This window comes from Streptomyces sp. NPDC005931, from assembly GCF_042871235.1.
In the GTDB taxonomy this organism is placed as follows: domain Bacteria; phylum Actinomycetota; class Actinomycetes; order Streptomycetales; family Streptomycetaceae; genus Streptomyces.
Genome location: NZ_JBIAIG010000028.1, coordinates 1 through 14,134 on the forward strand (window position 1 = coordinate 1; position 14,134 = coordinate 14,134).

22 protein-coding genes and 4 pseudogenes are annotated in these 14,134 nt (G+C 69.3%); 5 read left to right on the top strand and 21 right to left on the bottom strand.

All coding sequences use genetic code 11. The features are described from left to right. Nucleotides 1-223: 223 nt before the first annotated feature. From ACFYOV_RS32820 to ACFYOV_RS32840, 5 genes and pseudogenes are all read right to left on the bottom strand, one after another. Nucleotides 224-760, bottom strand: coding sequence for a hypothetical protein (locus ACFYOV_RS32820; RefSeq protein ID WP_389094142.1), 537 nt, complete (start codon nt 758-760; stop codon nt 224-226). A gap of 204 nt (nt 761-964) precedes the next feature. After that, nucleotides 965-2,183: pseudogene (locus tag ACFYOV_RS32825) on the bottom strand (IS110 family transposase). Between the two features lie 343 nt (nt 2,184-2,526). Next, entirely contained in the window at nt 2,527-2,937 is a 411-nt protein-coding gene (locus tag ACFYOV_RS32830) for a PASTA domain-containing protein (protein WP_389094144.1), read from the bottom strand. 387 nt (nt 2,938-3,324) lie between these two features. Further along, a complete protein-coding gene (locus ACFYOV_RS32835; protein WP_389094145.1) occupies nt 3,325-3,486 on the bottom strand; it encodes a hypothetical protein in 162 nt (53 codons plus the stop codon). An 85-nt stretch (nt 3,487-3,571) separates the two neighbouring features. Continuing rightward, entirely contained in the window at nt 3,572-3,838 is a 267-nt protein-coding gene (locus ACFYOV_RS32840; RefSeq protein ID WP_389094147.1) for a hypothetical protein, read from the bottom strand. A 24-nt stretch (nt 3,839-3,862) separates the two neighbouring features. On the opposite strand from ACFYOV_RS32840, the gene ACFYOV_RS32845 reads away from it, so the two are divergent. Beyond that, entirely contained in the window at nt 3,863-4,162 is a 300-nt protein-coding gene (locus ACFYOV_RS32845) for a hypothetical protein (RefSeq protein WP_389094149.1), read from the top strand. A gap of 71 nt (nt 4,163-4,233) precedes the next feature. Further along, nucleotides 4,234-4,422 carry a hypothetical protein gene (locus ACFYOV_RS32850; RefSeq protein WP_389094151.1) on the top strand — a complete coding sequence of 63 codons (189 nt, stop codon included), beginning with the start codon at nt 4,234-4,236 and terminating at the stop codon, nt 4,420-4,422. 293 nt (nt 4,423-4,715) lie between these two features. Here the strand turns inward: ACFYOV_RS32850 and ACFYOV_RS32855 are convergent, their stop codons facing one another. The 14 genes and pseudogenes from ACFYOV_RS32855 to ACFYOV_RS32920 form a co-directional block, all read right to left on the bottom strand. Then, entirely contained in the window at nt 4,716-4,937 is a 222-nt protein-coding gene (locus ACFYOV_RS32855; RefSeq protein ID WP_389094153.1) for a LexA family protein, read from the bottom strand. Nucleotides 4,938-5,058: 121 nt separating this feature from the next. Continuing rightward, nucleotides 5,059-5,979 carry an ATP-dependent DNA ligase gene (locus ACFYOV_RS32860; protein WP_389094155.1) on the bottom strand — a complete coding sequence of 307 codons (921 nt, stop codon included), beginning with the start codon at nt 5,977-5,979 and terminating at the stop codon, nt 5,059-5,061. A gap of 70 nt (nt 5,980-6,049) precedes the next feature. Beyond that, the gene (locus tag ACFYOV_RS32865) at nt 6,050-6,181 is read right to left on the bottom strand and encodes a hypothetical protein (RefSeq protein WP_389094157.1); all 132 of its coding nucleotides are present in this window, start codon (nt 6,179-6,181) and stop codon (nt 6,050-6,052) included. A gap of 152 nt (nt 6,182-6,333) precedes the next feature. After that, nucleotides 6,334-6,675, bottom strand: coding sequence for a hypothetical protein (locus ACFYOV_RS32870; protein ID WP_389094159.1), 342 nt, complete (start codon nt 6,673-6,675; stop codon nt 6,334-6,336). Between the two features lie 84 nt (nt 6,676-6,759). After that, nucleotides 6,760-6,975 (bottom strand): hypothetical protein, encoded by a 216-nt coding sequence (locus ACFYOV_RS32875; protein ID WP_389094161.1) that lies wholly within the window; start codon nt 6,973-6,975, stop codon nt 6,760-6,762. Next, the gene (locus ACFYOV_RS32880) at nt 6,972-7,307 is read right to left on the bottom strand and encodes a hypothetical protein (RefSeq protein ID WP_389094162.1); all 336 of its coding nucleotides are present in this window, start codon (nt 7,305-7,307) and stop codon (nt 6,972-6,974) included. Before ACFYOV_RS32880 ends, ACFYOV_RS32875 begins: the two co-directional genes overlap by 4 nt. Next, complete coding sequence (locus ACFYOV_RS32885; RefSeq protein WP_389094164.1) at nt 7,304-7,489, bottom strand: hypothetical protein; 186 nt, start codon at nt 7,487-7,489, stop codon at nt 7,304-7,306. The genes ACFYOV_RS32880 and ACFYOV_RS32885 overlap by 4 nt, the downstream gene beginning before the upstream one ends. A gap of 109 nt (nt 7,490-7,598) precedes the next feature. Then, the gene (locus ACFYOV_RS32890) at nt 7,599-7,826 is read right to left on the bottom strand and encodes a hypothetical protein (protein WP_389094166.1); all 228 of its coding nucleotides are present in this window, start codon (nt 7,824-7,826) and stop codon (nt 7,599-7,601) included. Then, on the bottom strand, nt 7,823-8,305 hold the full coding sequence (locus ACFYOV_RS32895) for a hypothetical protein (protein ID WP_389094167.1): 483 nt from the start codon (nt 8,303-8,305) through the stop codon (nt 7,823-7,825). The genes ACFYOV_RS32890 and ACFYOV_RS32895 overlap by 4 nt, the downstream gene beginning before the upstream one ends. A gap of 5 nt (nt 8,306-8,310) precedes the next feature. Beyond that, nucleotides 8,311-8,742 (bottom strand): hypothetical protein, encoded by a 432-nt coding sequence (locus tag ACFYOV_RS32900; protein ID WP_389094168.1) that lies wholly within the window; start codon nt 8,740-8,742, stop codon nt 8,311-8,313. A 44-nt stretch (nt 8,743-8,786) separates the two neighbouring features. Next, nucleotides 8,787-9,251, bottom strand: a pseudogene (locus ACFYOV_RS32905) (ATP-dependent DNA ligase); the annotation flags it as partial. Nucleotides 9,252-9,316: 65 nt separating this feature from the next. Then, entirely contained in the window at nt 9,317-9,676 is a 360-nt protein-coding gene (locus ACFYOV_RS32910; RefSeq protein WP_389094170.1) for a DUF6233 domain-containing protein, read from the bottom strand. Nucleotides 9,677-9,733: 57 nt separating this feature from the next. After that, the gene (locus tag ACFYOV_RS32915) at nt 9,734-10,138 is read right to left on the bottom strand and encodes a DUF6336 family protein (RefSeq protein WP_389094171.1); all 405 of its coding nucleotides are present in this window, start codon (nt 10,136-10,138) and stop codon (nt 9,734-9,736) included. Between the two features lie 100 nt (nt 10,139-10,238). Beyond that, a pseudogene (locus ACFYOV_RS32920) lies at nt 10,239-10,385 on the bottom strand (IS256 family transposase); the annotation flags it as partial. A 97-nt stretch (nt 10,386-10,482) separates the two neighbouring features. On the opposite strand from ACFYOV_RS32920, the gene ACFYOV_RS32925 reads away from it, so the two are divergent. After that, nucleotides 10,483-10,863: a hypothetical protein gene (locus tag ACFYOV_RS32925; RefSeq protein ID WP_389094172.1), complete on the top strand. Its 381-nt coding sequence runs from the start codon at nt 10,483-10,485 to the stop codon at nt 10,861-10,863. Beyond that, nucleotides 10,863-11,042, top strand: a pseudogene (locus tag ACFYOV_RS32930) (Tn3 family transposase); the annotation flags it as partial. The gene ACFYOV_RS32925 and the pseudogene ACFYOV_RS32930, both read left to right, overlap by 1 nt. A 129-nt stretch (nt 11,043-11,171) precedes the next feature. On the opposite strand, the gene ACFYOV_RS32935 reads toward ACFYOV_RS32930, so the two are convergent. Together ACFYOV_RS32935 and ACFYOV_RS32940 are read right to left on the bottom strand one after the other, a co-directional pair. Beyond that, the gene (locus tag ACFYOV_RS32935) at nt 11,172-11,534 is read right to left on the bottom strand and encodes a hypothetical protein (RefSeq protein WP_389094196.1); all 363 of its coding nucleotides are present in this window, start codon (nt 11,532-11,534) and stop codon (nt 11,172-11,174) included. A 49-nt stretch (nt 11,535-11,583) separates the two neighbouring features. After that, a complete protein-coding gene (locus ACFYOV_RS32940) occupies nt 11,584-12,015 on the bottom strand; it encodes a hypothetical protein (protein WP_389094174.1) in 432 nt (143 codons plus the stop codon). 647 nt (nt 12,016-12,662) lie between these two features. Here ACFYOV_RS32940 and ACFYOV_RS32945 point away from each other — a divergent pair. Next, a complete protein-coding gene (locus tag ACFYOV_RS32945) occupies nt 12,663-13,313 on the top strand; it encodes a helix-turn-helix domain-containing protein (RefSeq protein WP_389094176.1) in 651 nt (216 codons plus the stop codon). Nucleotides 13,314-14,134 lie beyond the last annotated feature (821 nt).

Genomic DNA, 14,134 nt, shown 5'->3' on the forward strand with positions numbered 1-14,134 from the left:
GCTTCAGTACCGCCACGACGTCCTCGACGGCTGCCTCACCGGCACCGGCCTCCACCGCCGACCACCATGACGACATCACGCATTCAAGGTCAGTAACTCTTGGGCATCTACTTCGCGGCCAACTGCCTCGACCCGCACGACGGCAGGGGCGTCCCCCCGGAGCGTGGGGGCACAGGATGACGACGGTCCCACCCGGACTCCGGTGCGGGGCCGCCACAGTCCGTCAGTACTGGCGCTCCACCACGTCCGTTACCTCCGCCGACAGCTTCGTGCTCGCCGACGCTGTACTGATCAACGACTTCGAGTAGTTCAACGTGGTCTCATCCGACAACTCCGCCGTCTCGATCACCGGTCCGTCCGCGTCACCACTGATCTCGTAGGTGATCTCGTACACCGCGTCAGGGTCGATGTCCTCAAGCCCCGTGTACGACAGTTCCGGTTCGACCGTCACGTTGCAGCCCGCCGACCCGAAACACTGACGGCGCGTGGTGCGCAGCTCGATCGTGAAGTCGTCGGCGGACAGCTCGGCGTAGGTCGGCTCCGGCTCCGGCTCTTCGACGGCGGGCTCAGCAGCGTCTTCTTCCGGGCTGCTGGACGCGGCGGTTGTGGCGGCCGGCTTGCTGGCGTTGTCGGTTGACTGCACGACGACCACACCGGTGGCGATGACTGCGGCGATGATGGCGACGGTGGACCCGATGATGATCGCGTTGGTGCGCCTCTTCGGGTTCGGCGGCGGAGGCGGCGGCGGGAAGCCGGGCATGGTTGGTTCGTGGGCCATAAGTCCCCCCAGGTGCGTAGGTGCTGGCGTGCATGATGCGTGCGTGTGCACGTTCCGCGAAGGCACTGTTCCTGATCTGTGACGCAAATCCACTCGAACCGGTCCCCCCCACGTGGCGGGGGGGGTGCCTCTATGTCTTTCGTCAAGGCACCAAGGTTTGGTTTGGGATGGTTTGACTTGCTGGGGTCATGCGGCGAGTTCGATGTCCTCGGGGATGCGGGGTTCGTAGAAGGTGCCGTCGCGGAGCATGGCGAACAGGACGCTGATGCGCTGACGGGCCAGTCGGAGGAGGGCCTGGGTGTGGGTCTTTCCGCGGCCTCGCTGGCGGTCGTAGTAGGTGCGGGAGGCGGGGTCGGCGTTCATGCAGGCGAGGGCGGAGAGGAACATGGCACGTTTGAGCTGCCGGTTTCCGCCTCGGGGTGCGTGTTCGCCGTGGATCGAGGTCCCGGACTGTTTGGTTGCCGGGGCGAGTCCGGCGTAGGAGGCGAGGTGGGCGGCGGTGGGGAAGTTGGTGCCGTCGCCGACGGTGACCAGGAGGACGGCGGCGGTCCTGACGCCGACGCCGGGCATCGACGTCAGGACCGGGGGAAGAGGGTGGGCCTCCAGCAAGGCGTTGATCTGGGCTTCCAGGGCTCGGCGCTGGGTGTGGACGGCGGCGAGCGAGGCGGCCAGGGAGGGCACGACGATGTCGAGGGTGCCGGTGCCGGGCACGACGACGGTCTGTTCGTCGAGAGCGTCGAAGACCTCGTCGATCAGCCGCTGGGCCATGCGCGGCGCCTTGGGCCGGATCAGTTCGACGAGTCTGCGGCGGCCGGCCTTTCGGCAATGCGGCCGGGGAGCCGTGACGCTCCAGCAGCCAGGTGACGGCTTGGTGGTCGAGGCGCGGACCCAGGACACGCTCCAGCGACGGGTGGAACTGGGTGAGCAGGCCGCGTATCCGGTTGCTGGTGCGGGTGGCCTCGGCCGCGAGGTCCTGGTCGAAGCCGACCAGCACGGTCAGCTCGGCGGTGATCTCGTCGGTCAGTTCCAGCGAGCGCAGGGTGTGCGGCATCGTCCGGGCGGCGTCGGCGATGACCGCCGCGTCCTTCGCGTCGGTCTTCGCCTCGCCCGGGTACAGGTCGGCGATCCGCCGCATGGCGAGTCCGGGCAGGTAGGCGACCTGGCAGCCCGCGTCACGGGCGACGGTCAGCGGGAGGGCGCCGATCGAGGCGGGCTGGTCCACGATCACCAGGACGGTGCCGAACTTCGCGATCAGCTTGTCGAAGACGGCCCGCAGCTTCGGCTCACTGTTGGGCAGCTGCTTGTCGAGGACCTTCTTGCCCGCCGGGGTCAGCCCGTGGCCGTGATGGCTGCTCTTGCCGACGTCCAGGCCGAGGAACACGCCCACGTCTTCGGTGTCGAACATCGCGCCCTTCCAGGGGAATTGTCCAGGCCGGCCTTGGCGGTAGTGTCGTGCGCGCGCATCCACGTTATGCAGACCTGCCGCCCGCGAGCTGTCCGGCATTGCGCCGGACCGGGCGGTGGCCGGACCTCTCATCAGCGTCTCCGACGGCACCTCCCGGGCCCGGTGACACCACCCCCCAGGTCATGCGTTCGACAGGGGGCAACAGTCATGCCGGGCCCGGAGGCCAGCGGCCCCGTTGCGGGACCGCGGAAAACATAACGGGGGGGGGGGGCGCCGACCGCAGCGGGCGGAAACGACGAAGGCCCCACCGCGACGGGGGACGCGGTGGGGCCGGTCAAGTGGGTCAGCAGCTCTCGCCGTCCTTGACCGCGAACAGGGTCACCTTCGTGTCCGTGGGATGGGTGCCGGCCTCGGGCTCCTGGCTGCACACGACCCAATTCCGGTCCAGCACTTGCAGGCGGTTCTGGCCGCTGGCGTCCTGGTCATCGAGAGCGTAGAAGCCTGCGGCCTGCGCGGCGTCTTGGGCCGCCTGGAGGTCTTGGCCGGTGAGGTCGGGCAGGGTCGCGGTCTCGGCCTCGCCCGCGTCGGTCTCGGCGCTGGCGTCCTTGCTGGGCTCCGGGTCCTGCTGCTTGGGGCTGCTCGCCTCGGTGGCCGTGTCGGGCTTGTTACTGCTGGTGTCGTCGGTGCTTTCGCAGGCGGTGAGCGTGAGGAGCGCGGCGGCGGTGAGCGCGCCGATGGTGTGGCGGATGCGCATGGTTCGTCCCCCCAGGGATGTGAGTGTTGAGGGGTCATCATGCGGCGGGTGGGGGTGGGGTGTGGTGCGTGTGGCTGTTCTGTGACGAATGGTCCGCGCAGGGCGAGCGCCAGCAGCAACCCGCATCGTGTGAGCGATCGGAGGGGTTGGCCCTGCGCGGACGCGTGGGGGCATGCGAACGGCCCCCGCGGGGTGGTGCGGGGGCCGTTGGTGATGCGATCGTGTCCGGGCACGCCGGACGCGGGGCCAGGATGCGACAAGATCGCGCGGATTGCAACCACGGACGTAGTGCGGCCCCGCCGTCGGGGGACTTCACGGCGGGGCCTGGTGCGCCGGGTGGCGCGGTATGAGCGTCTACGACGGTACGCCGCAGCCAGACGGCAGCGGTCAGCCGCGCGGCTTCTTCTTCGGCGTGCCGGGGACGGGCTGCTGCGGCTTGGGGAAGTGCCCGCCACGGCTCGACTGGTAGGTGGTGGCGTGCTGCTCCCGCTGCTCCGCGGTCAGCTTGGCACGGAGGTCGGCTTGGGGGACGGATCGGCGGAAGGCCATGATGGTGCTCCTGTCTCGTGTACGGGGATGGGGACCGGGGCGTGGCCGCGCTCTTCTTGGCGGTTGGGAGCGGCCCGCCCCGGGGCTACTTGGAGGCGCGGAGCCAGCGCACGTGGGTGCGCACGGGGTTCGCCTCATCGGGCACCGTCGTGAACGCGGCGCTGTTGTTGTTGTCGTTGTTGTTGCTGGTCAACGCCCCCACTTGGGCGGTTTCCTCGCCGGGGTAGGGAAGGGGCGGGAAGTCGCCCGCCTTCACGCCCGGGGACACGGCCACCCGCCGGCCCTTCATGCGCACCCCGCCAGAGGTGCAGCCTGGCTGGCTGACCTCGCGGGTGACCCTGACGGGGCGCACACGCCGAGCAGGCGGGAGAGGCTCATGATGGTGGCCGGCTTCATCTGGTCAGCGATCCGCTTCCGTCTTCACGACCTGATGAAGCCGGCTTTTGCCCCTCTTGACTGGTTGCTCCGGACGCGCAACCGTCGCGAGGCTCTCGTGGCGTTCGCGGTCGGAGATCACGTGATCTACATCGTGTGGAACGATGGGCTGTACGTTCTGTTGACGTACGGCTGGACTTGGACGGCTGGTTCAGGAGTAGCGGCCTGGGCGCTGCTCAACTGGCTCGACAAGCGGCGGGGTATCGAACTGGCGAGCGACGGCACTCCGCCCGAGAAGTAGAGCCTCGTCGAAGCCCCCGTTTCGCTGGTCGAGGCGGGGGCTTCCTCATGCCTTGCATAAGATCCATGCACGTGGCACACGCCTTCGAAGAACTCGTGACGATGCAGCGCACCGCCGGCGAGGCGCACGCCCAGCTTCAGCAGCTGCAGGACGAGTACTGCCGGCCCAGCGAAGTCGAATGGACTGACGAGCAGATGCTCACCTGGCACGCGCGTGGAAGGCATGGCGCGACGCCGCCGACGAGGTCCAGCAGGCCGTGACCGAGCACGCGAAGGAGCAGTGCGGGGCGGCACCAGGTCGAGGTCGACGTGAAGGCGAAGGCGCGCCATCCCGAGCCTGCGGCGGAGGGGTAGTACGGCAGCCGATCATGTCGCCTTCGGCCAGCGCTCCAGCTCTGCGCCGGTCTCCTTGTCGACGAGGGTGACGCTGGCGCCGCGGCGGCCCCAGTCGCCGACCCAGTCGCGGAAGCGGGCGCGGGCCACGGCCTCTCTGTTCCATCAGCCGTGCATGGCCGGATGGCCGTGCGACAGCGTGAGGTGGAAGCGGCCTGGGGTCATGCGAGCCGCATGCCGCGGGGTCGGTGTGGCTCGCGGATGATCGCGCCCTTCGCCTCCAGCTCACGCAGCTGGTAGTGCACGGTCGAGGGGGCCAGGCTGACCTCGGTGGCGATCTCAGCGACGGTCGGGGCATCGCCGCGGTCGGTGATGGCCGCGCGTAGGCAGCGCAGTATCTGTTCCTGCCGGTCGGTGAGGTAGTCGACGCGCTGCCTGGCCATGACGCCATTAGAAACCGTGTTCGAATTTTGGCGCAAGCTGAACCCTCGGACCGTCCGCCCGCGAGCAATAGCTCGCCTGCGGCCTCATCCCTCGAAGCGCGGCGCCTGCTCGGGAGTCATGTCATCTCGGACGCGGAGATAGCGAACTGGGTGGCGATGGCGGCCCTCGTCGACAGCAGTGTCCGCAGCGATCCACCACCAGGTCCGGCTCGACCGGACGGTGATCGAGCTCGTCGCGGCTGCCCCAGCCTGCAGCGAAGCGGCGCCGCTGCCATGGATGGTCCGGTGCGCCGCCCCGGAGTCGCTGGCCGAGTTCCTGCCGGGCAGCGCGGGCGAGCGGCGCGGTGCGGGCGACGTAGTGCAGTCGGCCGGTCTGGTCGTAGCGGCCGAGGAGCAGCGTCGACGGTGCCCGGACGGGGCCGGTGACGGAGGCGACGACGGCCTCGGTGGTGGCCCGCGTCCTCACCTTGATCCACCCGCGGCGGCCCGGCTCGTAGTGCTGGGTGAGGCCCTTCACGACGACGCCCTCGATCCCAGCCGCGCCCCACGCCGGGTCGAGCCAGTCCTCCGCGGACGCCCGGTCCGTGGTGGCTCGGCAGAGAACGAAGGGTGCGGCGAGTGTGCCATCGGCGAAGAGTGTTTCGAGGAGGGTGCGCCGCTCCCGGTACGGACGGTCGAGGAGCGGGCCGCCGGCGGTGTCGAGGATGTCGAAGACGATGAGGTTCGCGGGCCTCTCCGCCGCGGCCTGACGGGCACCCGCGCCGCGGCGGCGGGCACGGCGCTGCAGCTCCCCGAAGTGGATGCGGCCAGCGCGGGCCACGACGAGCTCACCGTCAAGGACGAGCGGCGCGGCGAGCGCGCGGCCGGCTGCGGCGATCTCGGGGAAGGCAGGCGTGAGGTCGGCACCGCTGCGGGACTGTAGGTGTGCCCGGTCGGGTCCGGCGAAGAGGAGGGCGCGGTAGCCGTCGGGCTTCTGCTCGTAAGCGAGCCCGCCAGACAGGGCGGCGTCCCGGAGGAGGCCGGGCTGGGCTTTGGCGAGCATCGGCACGATTGGAGGGGTGAGGGCCACCCTCCCAGGTGTACGACGCGCAGGGCTCTCTCGCGCGCCAGCGCTACATGAGGCTGCTGACCCAGTCGACCAGGATGCGCAGCAGGTCGTAGATCCGGTGGCCATCGGCGGCGATCTTCAGCCCCTTGGCCATCTGCGAGATCCTGCTGGGGCGAGGTGCGGAGTGCTTGCCCATTGGTGGTGCCCACCTTCCGGTATTCAGTTGTCGTTCAGCGAGCACAGTAGCCACCCGAGGGAACTATGTGTCGTTTCTGTGATTGACGGCATATAGGACCCAAATGGGATCGCCCGCACCCGGGCGACGGGGCGGGCGCTGGGCTGGATGGCCTACTTCCCGATGGTGATCTTGTCGTTGTCGAGGAGCGCCGTGTGCGTCGCCGACGTGACGATCAGCAGGATCAAGAGCAGACCGGCGACCGGGCTGGTGGCGTCGCCCTTCGGGTCGAGGGCGGTCGCGAGGACGAGGACGAGGACTTCCGCGGCGACGTAAACGCCGGCGAGCCAGGGCTTGATGACGCCCTTGGTGGCGGCGACGACGAAGGGGACGGCGGCGGCGATGCTGACGGTGACGATGGGGACGAGGATCCACACGACCTTGGCGAGCGTCGACGCGAACATGCGGGGTCGGGCGGGCGGGTTGAGGGGTGCGTTGATGTAAGGGCTGGCCATGGGTTCTCCCGTTGTGATTGGTGGCGTGGGGCGAAGTGTGCTGCTGCGGCGGAGGGTTGTCAGGGGGTTGGGGCGGATTACCACTTACGAGTGACCGGGGTTCGGGGTTCTGCGTGCTGCGCGCTGGAGGGCGCGGCGGGTCTCGCGGTTGAGGCGGGGCGGCTCGGGCTGGTTGAGGCCGGGGACGGTGGTGTCGTCGGGGTCGTCGACGACCAGCTCGGTGTGGGCGATGGTCCGTTCCCACGTGACGCCCGGGCGGGGCGTGTGCTCGCCTCGCGGCGTGGAGGACGGGCCGGTCATGCTTCGCTCCTCGGGTCGTCGGCGTGGCGGGTGGTCAGGTCGGTGCACCGGTGGTCGTGCGCCGCACCGCGGGAAGCGCGGCCGAGGCGGCAGCACGGGTCGCGCGGCGCCGGCTGCTCGCCGAGCGCGCGGCGTCTGGCCCAGTCGTGTTCGAGGAGGATGCGCCGGTGGTCGGCGTAGCAGCGGACGGCGAGCCACGTGAAGAGGGCGGCGGTGTAGAGCAGGGCGAGCGCGGCGGGCCAGTAGGGGGTGGCGGCGAGGCCGGCCGCGGCGGCGGTGAAGGTGATGGCGGTTGCGGTGCTGGTGTGGCCGTAGCGGAGGGCGGGTGTCACAGGTAGCTCCCGGTGATGGGGATGGTGTGGGCGGTGTAGAGGGCGGCGAGGCGGGTGCCTTGGTCTTTGAGGTCGTGGAGTTCGGCGTGGCGGAGGTCGTGGGGGCTGGGGGTGCGGTCGCTGGGGGTGTAGGTGTCGCGCCAGGTGGGTTCGCAGTCGAGGGGGAGCTGCTCGGCGGTCACGGCTTGCTCCTTCGGATGTGGCGCTGGAGGGCGCGCCCTGCCCAGCCGAGGCTGAGCAGGAAAGCGGAGATGAAGGGGGCGCAGACGATGCCGATACCGAGCCCGCCCATCAGGCGGCCTCGTCGTAGTCGCGGATAGCGCGGGCGAGGCGCCGGGCCTCCCACCGGCTGCGCGCCCAGGACGGCCCGCCGGCGGCGCGCCACAGGCGGCGTACGGCCCACGCGCCGGTCGCCAGGGCGGAGAGGATCACGATGGCGCCGAGGGCGGCGAGGACTGCGACCCAGGCGAGGAGGGCCCAGCCGAGGGTGATGACGGTGTCTATGGCTTCGGCGATCACGACGTGGCCCCGTCCTGCCGCGCCCCGGCGGCGGGCTGCTTGAAGCCGCCGCGGGCGACGGCGCGTCGGACGGCGCGGGCCTGGTGCTCCCAGTACGAGCGCTGGTCGTCGTCGAGCTGGTCCCAGCCGACACCGGCGGGCATGAACCGCTGGTACAGCCAGGCGGGGAGCGTGTCGGCCGCGGCGGGCTGTGGCTCGTCGGCCATGCGGCGCTCCTGGACCGCCATGTGACGGACCAGCCCTGCCGCGTCCGCCCAGGCGTGCTGCCCTGCAAGCGCAGCCTTGACGGGGTCCAGCTTGGCGAGCATCTCGGCGGCCTCGTCGAATGCCTCCGCGCGCACGGCGGCCCGGTCGGCGGGGGGCTCCACGACAGCAGGTTCGGCGGCGGGCTCGGTGCGCGTCGGGTCGATCAGATCGGCGGCGGCATCGCGGTCGCGGGTGTCCCACCAGAACCCCTCTAGCCGCGGCACGGCGAGCAAGGGCGCTACCCCTGGGCATCCCCCTGCGTCATCCCTTCTTCGGGGTTTACGAACAGCGGCACTTCCGCCGGATGCAGCTCCGTTCGCATCCGGTGCCAGCGCGGCGGGTGCCGCCAGCGTCCGGCACCGTCCCGGGCCACATCGACGCCGACCTCCACCACCAGCCTCGGCTCCACCAGGGTGACGTGCAGACTCTCCTGCGAGCCCCACCCGGCGGAGAACGTCCACCCCCTCCAGGGGTGCCCGCTCCCGGCCGGGTCGAGGAGGGCGGCGACCGCCCGGGCCGCCGTCTGCGGCAGGGTGGTACTGCGCCCGACATACCGAAGCCGCCCGGCACTGTCGTACCGGCCCAGCAGCAGCGTGCGAGGGGCCGCCGCAGGGCCCGTGTACGCGCCCACCACCGCGTCCCCGTGGCGCGCACCTTGTACTTGCGCCACCCGCGCACCGAGGGGGCGTAGACGCTCTCCAGCGGCTCGTAGACCACCCCTTCGAGGCCGACCGCGGTCCAGCTGGTCAGCCACTCCCGCACGGTGGACGCATCGGTGGTCGACGGACACAGCGCCCACGGTGCGGTGAGCCGATGCTCGACGAAGAGGTCCTCCAAGAGCAGCCCTGCGGCGCCGGTAGGCCACCTGGTCGTGTCGGTGCCCGTCAGGCGCAGCAGATCGAAGGCGACGAAGTGCGCGGGCCACTGCTGCGCGAGCCGGGCCGCGCCGGCGCCACGCCGCTGCAGCCGCCCCTGGAGCCGCTCGAAGGCCAGCCGATCGCCCTCCCATACGACGATCTCGCCATCGAGGGCGGTCGCGTCAGGCAGTGCGCGGCGCCGGCGCGCACCTCGGGGAAGGACGACGCGAGGTCCGTACCCCTGCGCGAGCGCAGGACCAGGTGCCCTTCGTGCCAGGAGGCGAGCGCCCTCCAGCGGTCCCACTTCGCCTCGGCCGCCCACCCGGAAGGCAGGTCAGCACTGGCCACGGGGGCAGCGAGCATCGGGTCCGGCAGCGTCCACATGCGTCAGGCCTTCCACGCCCGGCTCAGCTCTCCACATACCCGAGTGCGGCATCCGGGCGGCAGTGGGAACAAGTGGGCACGCCCGTCGGCGAGGGCTCGCAGAGCTTGATCACGGGAAATGCCCGTCGACCGCTTGGCCGCGTTCCAGCAGCCGCCAGCGTGGACGTAGACCGGTGGCGCCTGCCCATTGAGGCCCCGTTCGAGCAGCCAGTCCGGAGTCGGCGGCCGCGCCCGGGCGCCGCGCTGGCGCTCAGCCTCGCGGCGCTCCTCCTCGGCGATCCACAGCCGTGTGCGCGGCAGGTCCCGCTGCTGCATCCGCTCCAGGAACCGGAGCTGCGCAAGACGCGAGACGGGATCGTTCACACGTTCGATTCTAGGAGGGGTCGCCCCGGAGGCAACTCGACCCCACCAGGACAGGCTCTAGCCGTGCAGCCAGCTGCCGTAGGGGGCGGCGTCCACGAGCTGGTACAGCCCCAGAGCGGCAGCCCCGAGCACAACCAGGAACAGCCCACAGCGCAGGAACAGCGGACCAATCAGGGTGATGGAAGCGCCCTGTGTCGTGACGGTGCCCCAGTCCCGCATGCGCCGGACATCCCCCGCGCTCATCCACCAAAAACCAGCACCGATCACCGTCGCGCCCACCCCGAGGAGTCCGGCGAGACCACCGACGACAGCCAGGAACTCCCGCCGGTCACTGTGGCCACTGACGCACATGGCCGCCACCACGAGCGGCACCACGCCCAGCAGACCCAAGGTCACACCACGCCGCACCACGTCCATCGGACGCAGCCGCGGCAGTATCACACCGTCTTGATCGAAACCCATGATCAGCACACTATCCCCGCCCGTTTGACCCGAGAGCAGGTCCCCGCACCCGCGGGGGTGGGTCTGTCCAGCCAACGGTGTAACTCGGGGGTGGTGTGAGTTAGCGGCGGCCGACGGAGAGTCGGCCGTCGAAGGCGATGTCGAAAGCCTGCAGGGCGGGCGTCCAGCGCAGGGTCCAGCGTTTGCGTCCCTGACCGGTGGGGTCGAGGCTCATGACGGCCATGTAGACGCATTTGAGGGCACGGCAGGGAGGTGGACATCTCCTTCGCCACCCAGAACTGGCGCCGGGCCGTGCTCGAGAAGACCCGGCGCCCGGGCAGTTCGTCCACAAGCACTTTGAGGTGATGGTCTTCAACGCCCTCGCCGAGGAACTGCGTACGGGCGACGTGGCGGTGGTCGGCTCGGAGGAGTACGCCGACTGGTCCCGGCAGCTGCTCGCGTGGGAGGCCGTGCAGGAGAAGCTCGGCGCCTACCTGGTGGAGGTCGGCCTTGCCGAGGAGGGTGAGACGGCCGAGTTCGATGCCGGATTCTTCCGTCGGCAACTGGAGGACAAGCTGCGGGCTGCCGCCGCGGCGGCGGACGCCGGCTACCCGGACAACGAGGGCCTGGTCATCGACCCCGAGTCGGGCATCCCGTCGCTGAAGCCGCACCGCCGGAGGGGCGGCGGCCCTCGGCGAAGCGGCTGGAGGAGGAGATCAGGGCCAGGATGCCGAAGCGGTCGCTGATGGGTGTCCTGGCCCGCACCGCGTACTCGGTGGAGTGGGGGCGCCGGTTCGGCCCGGCCTCCGGCAACGAGCCGAAGCTGGCCGACCCGTTCGGCCGCTACGTGATCACGACGTTCGTGAAAGGCACGAACATGGGACCGTACGAGGCCGCCCGGCACATCCCCGGCGTCTCCGGACACGAGCTGTCGAAGGACTCGGGATCGACGCGCTGGGCCCCAGATCGCGCCGGTGTGACCGTCCTCGTCCCGGGGACCAGGGACTTTGCCGCTCGTCCTCGCCGAGGTTATGGTCGAACGTCGACGGGACGTTTACCACCACAACCCACAGGTCGAAGTGCTGTTGTACAGGCATGCCCTCAGCAATACCTCCTTGTGCCGGGTGAAGTTCTGCTTGCCGACCATGCCCTGCGTGGTGAGCGTGTGCGGGTACCCATCGAGTTTTACCTGCACCGACACGATGCCATCGGCGCGCTTCGTCTCGACGTATCCGTCGTAGTAGCCTCCACCTACAGGCCAGTACGTCTTGCATACGTCCGCCGATTTCGCGTACTTGAGCCACAGCGTGGTGCACTGCGTGGTGCGTTGCGCGTCAACGCTGGCCTGCACTGGGTGAGTCAGGCCAAGCGTCACTGCCGCGACAGGGAACGCGATGGCGCCAATGCGCTTCACCATAGTGATCACTCCTGCCGTTTGGTACAGGTCAAGCCTGTCATATGAGCCATCAGGCCGTTATTTTGAAGCTGACTGTGCCTTGATGTTGATTGCGTTCGTAGAAGCCGATCGCGATCTTGGAGTTGTTGGGAAAGTACCGATTGACGGACAGGTCGAACTCCGCTGCAGCAGATACACATCCGTAGTGGCGTGTACTCTTCTGCTGGAAGATCTGCGTGCCGCTGCTGTTGTAGACCGTCACGACTCCGACGTAGTCGCAAATGGCCTCAGGCCATGCTTTGAAGCGGTTTATCTGGACTCTATTGACGTGGAGTCCGGTACTGTCATACACGTCGCCGCACACCGTTCCGTACGGAGCCGGGGTACAGCCACCCGCGTCGGCCGATGCGGGACTGGCAGTGGCGGTCAAGCCGCCGACGAGTGCTGCGGTTGCAGCACCGACCGTCAGCATATGGCGTCTACGCATGCTTTTTCCCTTCATTCCCTGGACTCATCCTTTGCTGGGCTCGCGGCCACGGGCGGCCGGGACGCCCCACAGCTCCACGGCAAGCGTGATGGCGCGAATTCACAGCCGGAGCCGGCGTGTAACCGGCCCGATGAACCGGCCAGCGGATTCTCACGCCGCCAGCGATCACTCCCTTCGCGAGTCTCCTTGGCCGACATCACGCTCACCAACGCCCTTCGACATGTCGAACGCCCCTGGTGAGCATGTGCTGGGTCCAGAAATGATCACAGTGGACACGACGCCCAAGAAGGCGTGATCTTGGCTTCACTGCCTGTCGTGGACACCATCAGACTGGAGCCACTGCTGGGGCTGCGGCTTGTACAAATGCGCACCTTGCCCGGTCCGGGTCCTATGGAGCTCGTTGAGAAAGGTGGCAGGCATGGTCGGCGGGTTATCGCCGAAGGGCTCGAGCTCGAGCAGCCCTTGGGTGCGTCGGGGCCCTCCGGCCCGGCTGCGCGCGCATGTGGTCAGTTACACCGGATACCCCCTGCGGGCTGCGCGGGTCGTGCGGCGGGTAAACCTCCCCTCCGCTACCGTGACGGTGTGTTTGACCTGGGGGGGCCGCGCTGGACCTCTCCTCGGATAGGGAACAGTCTGCGTCGGGCAGCGCCTGGGATGCGGTGATGCTGGGGCTGCAGACCGGTCCGGTGATCAGCCATACCGGCAGGAGCACCGGCTACGGCATTCAGGTGGAATTGACGCCATTAGGCGCTTTTGCATTGCTTGCCATGCCGCTTCGTCACTTGGCCGACAGGATGGTCCCCCCGGCCGATGTGCTGGGACGACGATGGGACGCCGGCCTTACTGAGCAGCTTGCTAGCGCACCCAATTGGGGAAGCCGGTGGGCGATTCTCGACGGGGTCATTTCCAGCCGGCTCGCCGATAGTCGCTGCTGGCCCTCACCAGTGGCATGTGAGGCATGGTCACTGCTTCGGGCGAGTCACGGCACACTATCGGTCGGTCAGCTGGCCGAGGCGACCGGGCGAAGTCGGCGCCGCCTGGAGGTCCTTTTCGCGGAGCAGATAGGCCTTGCTCCTAAGAGTGTCGGCCGCGTCCTGCGCTTTCAAAGGGCTCTGACAAGGCTGCCGAAGCCGGGTGGCACCTGGGCCGAGACAGCCGCTGTGTGCGGCTACCACGACCAGGCTCACCTCGCCCGCGACTTCCGTGCCTTGGCGGGCATGACCGCAACCGGACTCCAGGCGCTCGCCACTAATGGCACCTCGGACAATAACCGGCCCTTCGCCGGCCACCTGACCTCGGTTCTGGCTTCGTGAGTAGGCACGGCAACGCCACTACATGAGTGGGCCGCCGCGGTGCTTCGGCTTCGTCGCCGCGGTGGCACTGCGGGTGATGCTGCGCACCTGAGTGTGGGTGATTCCGGACGGCAGTGCCGCCAGCGCGTGGCGGCTTCCCCCAGTAGACGGGTGCGAGTAGTTGAGGTTCAGGAAGTAGCGCTGAGATTGATCACGGCCGGGAGCTGCTTCGATTGGGTCCGCAGCCGATGGCATGATCCGATTCTTTCGGGGCAGCCGAGGCCGGCGCCGTCCGTTCGTCCACAGCTCGTTGGACAAGTTCGCCATGCCCTGAAGCTGGCGGGCTTCCACGTCATCGATGAGGCGGACGACGCCGCGCCGGGGCTGAGAGTGAGCGAGGCGCCCGCGGGCGTGCTGGTGAGCTGGACGACGTCGCACGGGTTCACCGCGCTGGTGGCCGATCAGCGGGGGCGTCCAGCGACGGGACGCGTGTTGTGGTGCAGGCCGCGGTGGCGGGCCTACTTGTGCGACCTGTTGGCCCGGACCGGCGGCCGGCACCAGCTGACCGCACCAAGGCCCTCGCCGAGAACCAGATCGGCGCCCTGTGGCAGCTGGACGTCGCCCTACGGGAGAAGACGTTCTGGAAGCTCCTCCACGAAAGCGCCGCACGAGCCGACGACATGCTGTGCCTCAACGTGGAAGACCTGTACCCGCAAGGACAAGCGGGGCAGTATCGCCGCCAAGGGCGGGCCCACGGAGTGGATTCACTGGCAGTCCGGCACCGCCCAGCTCCTGCCCCGCCTCATCGCCCGCCGCGCCGCAGGACGCCTTCCCCGGAACGA

Coding starts and splice junctions, on each gene's coding strand:
- ACFYOV_RS32820 (WP_389094142.1), bottom strand. CDS start 760: ATGCCCGGCTTCCCGCCGCCGCCTCCGCCGCCGAACCCGAAGAGGCGC.
- ACFYOV_RS32830 (WP_389094144.1), bottom strand. CDS start 2,937: ATGCGCATCCGCCACACCATCGGCGCGCTCACCGCCGCCGCGCTCCTC.
- ACFYOV_RS32835 (WP_389094145.1), bottom strand. CDS start 3,486: ATGGCCTTCCGCCGATCCGTCCCCCAAGCCGACCTCCGTGCCAAGCTG.
- ACFYOV_RS32845 (WP_389094149.1), top strand. CDS start 3,863: ATGATGGTGGCCGGCTTCATCTGGTCAGCGATCCGCTTCCGTCTTCAC.
- ACFYOV_RS32855 (WP_389094153.1), bottom strand. CDS start 4,937: ATGGCCAGGCAGCGCGTCGACTACCTCACCGACCGGCAGGAACAGATA.
- ACFYOV_RS32860 (WP_389094155.1), bottom strand. CDS start 5,979: ATGCTCGCCAAAGCCCAGCCCGGCCTCCTCCGGGACGCCGCCCTGTCT.
- ACFYOV_RS32865 (WP_389094157.1), bottom strand. CDS start 6,181: ATGGGCAAGCACTCCGCACCTCGCCCCAGCAGGATCTCGCAGATGGCC.
- ACFYOV_RS32870 (WP_389094159.1), bottom strand. CDS start 6,675: ATGGCCAGCCCTTACATCAACGCACCCCTCAACCCGCCCGCCCGACCC.
- ACFYOV_RS32875 (WP_389094161.1), bottom strand. CDS start 6,975: ATGACCGGCCCGTCCTCCACGCCGCGAGGCGAGCACACGCCCCGCCCG.
- ACFYOV_RS32915 (WP_389094171.1), bottom strand. CDS start 10,138: ATGGGTTTCGATCAAGACGGTGTGATACTGCCGCGGCTGCGTCCGATG.
- ACFYOV_RS32925 (WP_389094172.1), top strand. CDS start 10,483: ATGGTCTTCAACGCCCTCGCCGAGGAACTGCGTACGGGCGACGTGGCG.
- ACFYOV_RS32935 (WP_389094196.1), bottom strand. CDS start 11,534: ATGGTGAAGCGCATTGGCGCCATCGCGTTCCCTGTCGCGGCAGTGACG.
- ACFYOV_RS32940 (WP_389094174.1), bottom strand. CDS start 12,015: ATGAAGGGAAAAAGCATGCGTAGACGCCATATGCTGACGGTCGGTGCT.
- ACFYOV_RS32945 (WP_389094176.1), top strand. CDS start 12,663: ATGCTGGGGCTGCAGACCGGTCCGGTGATCAGCCATACCGGCAGGAGC.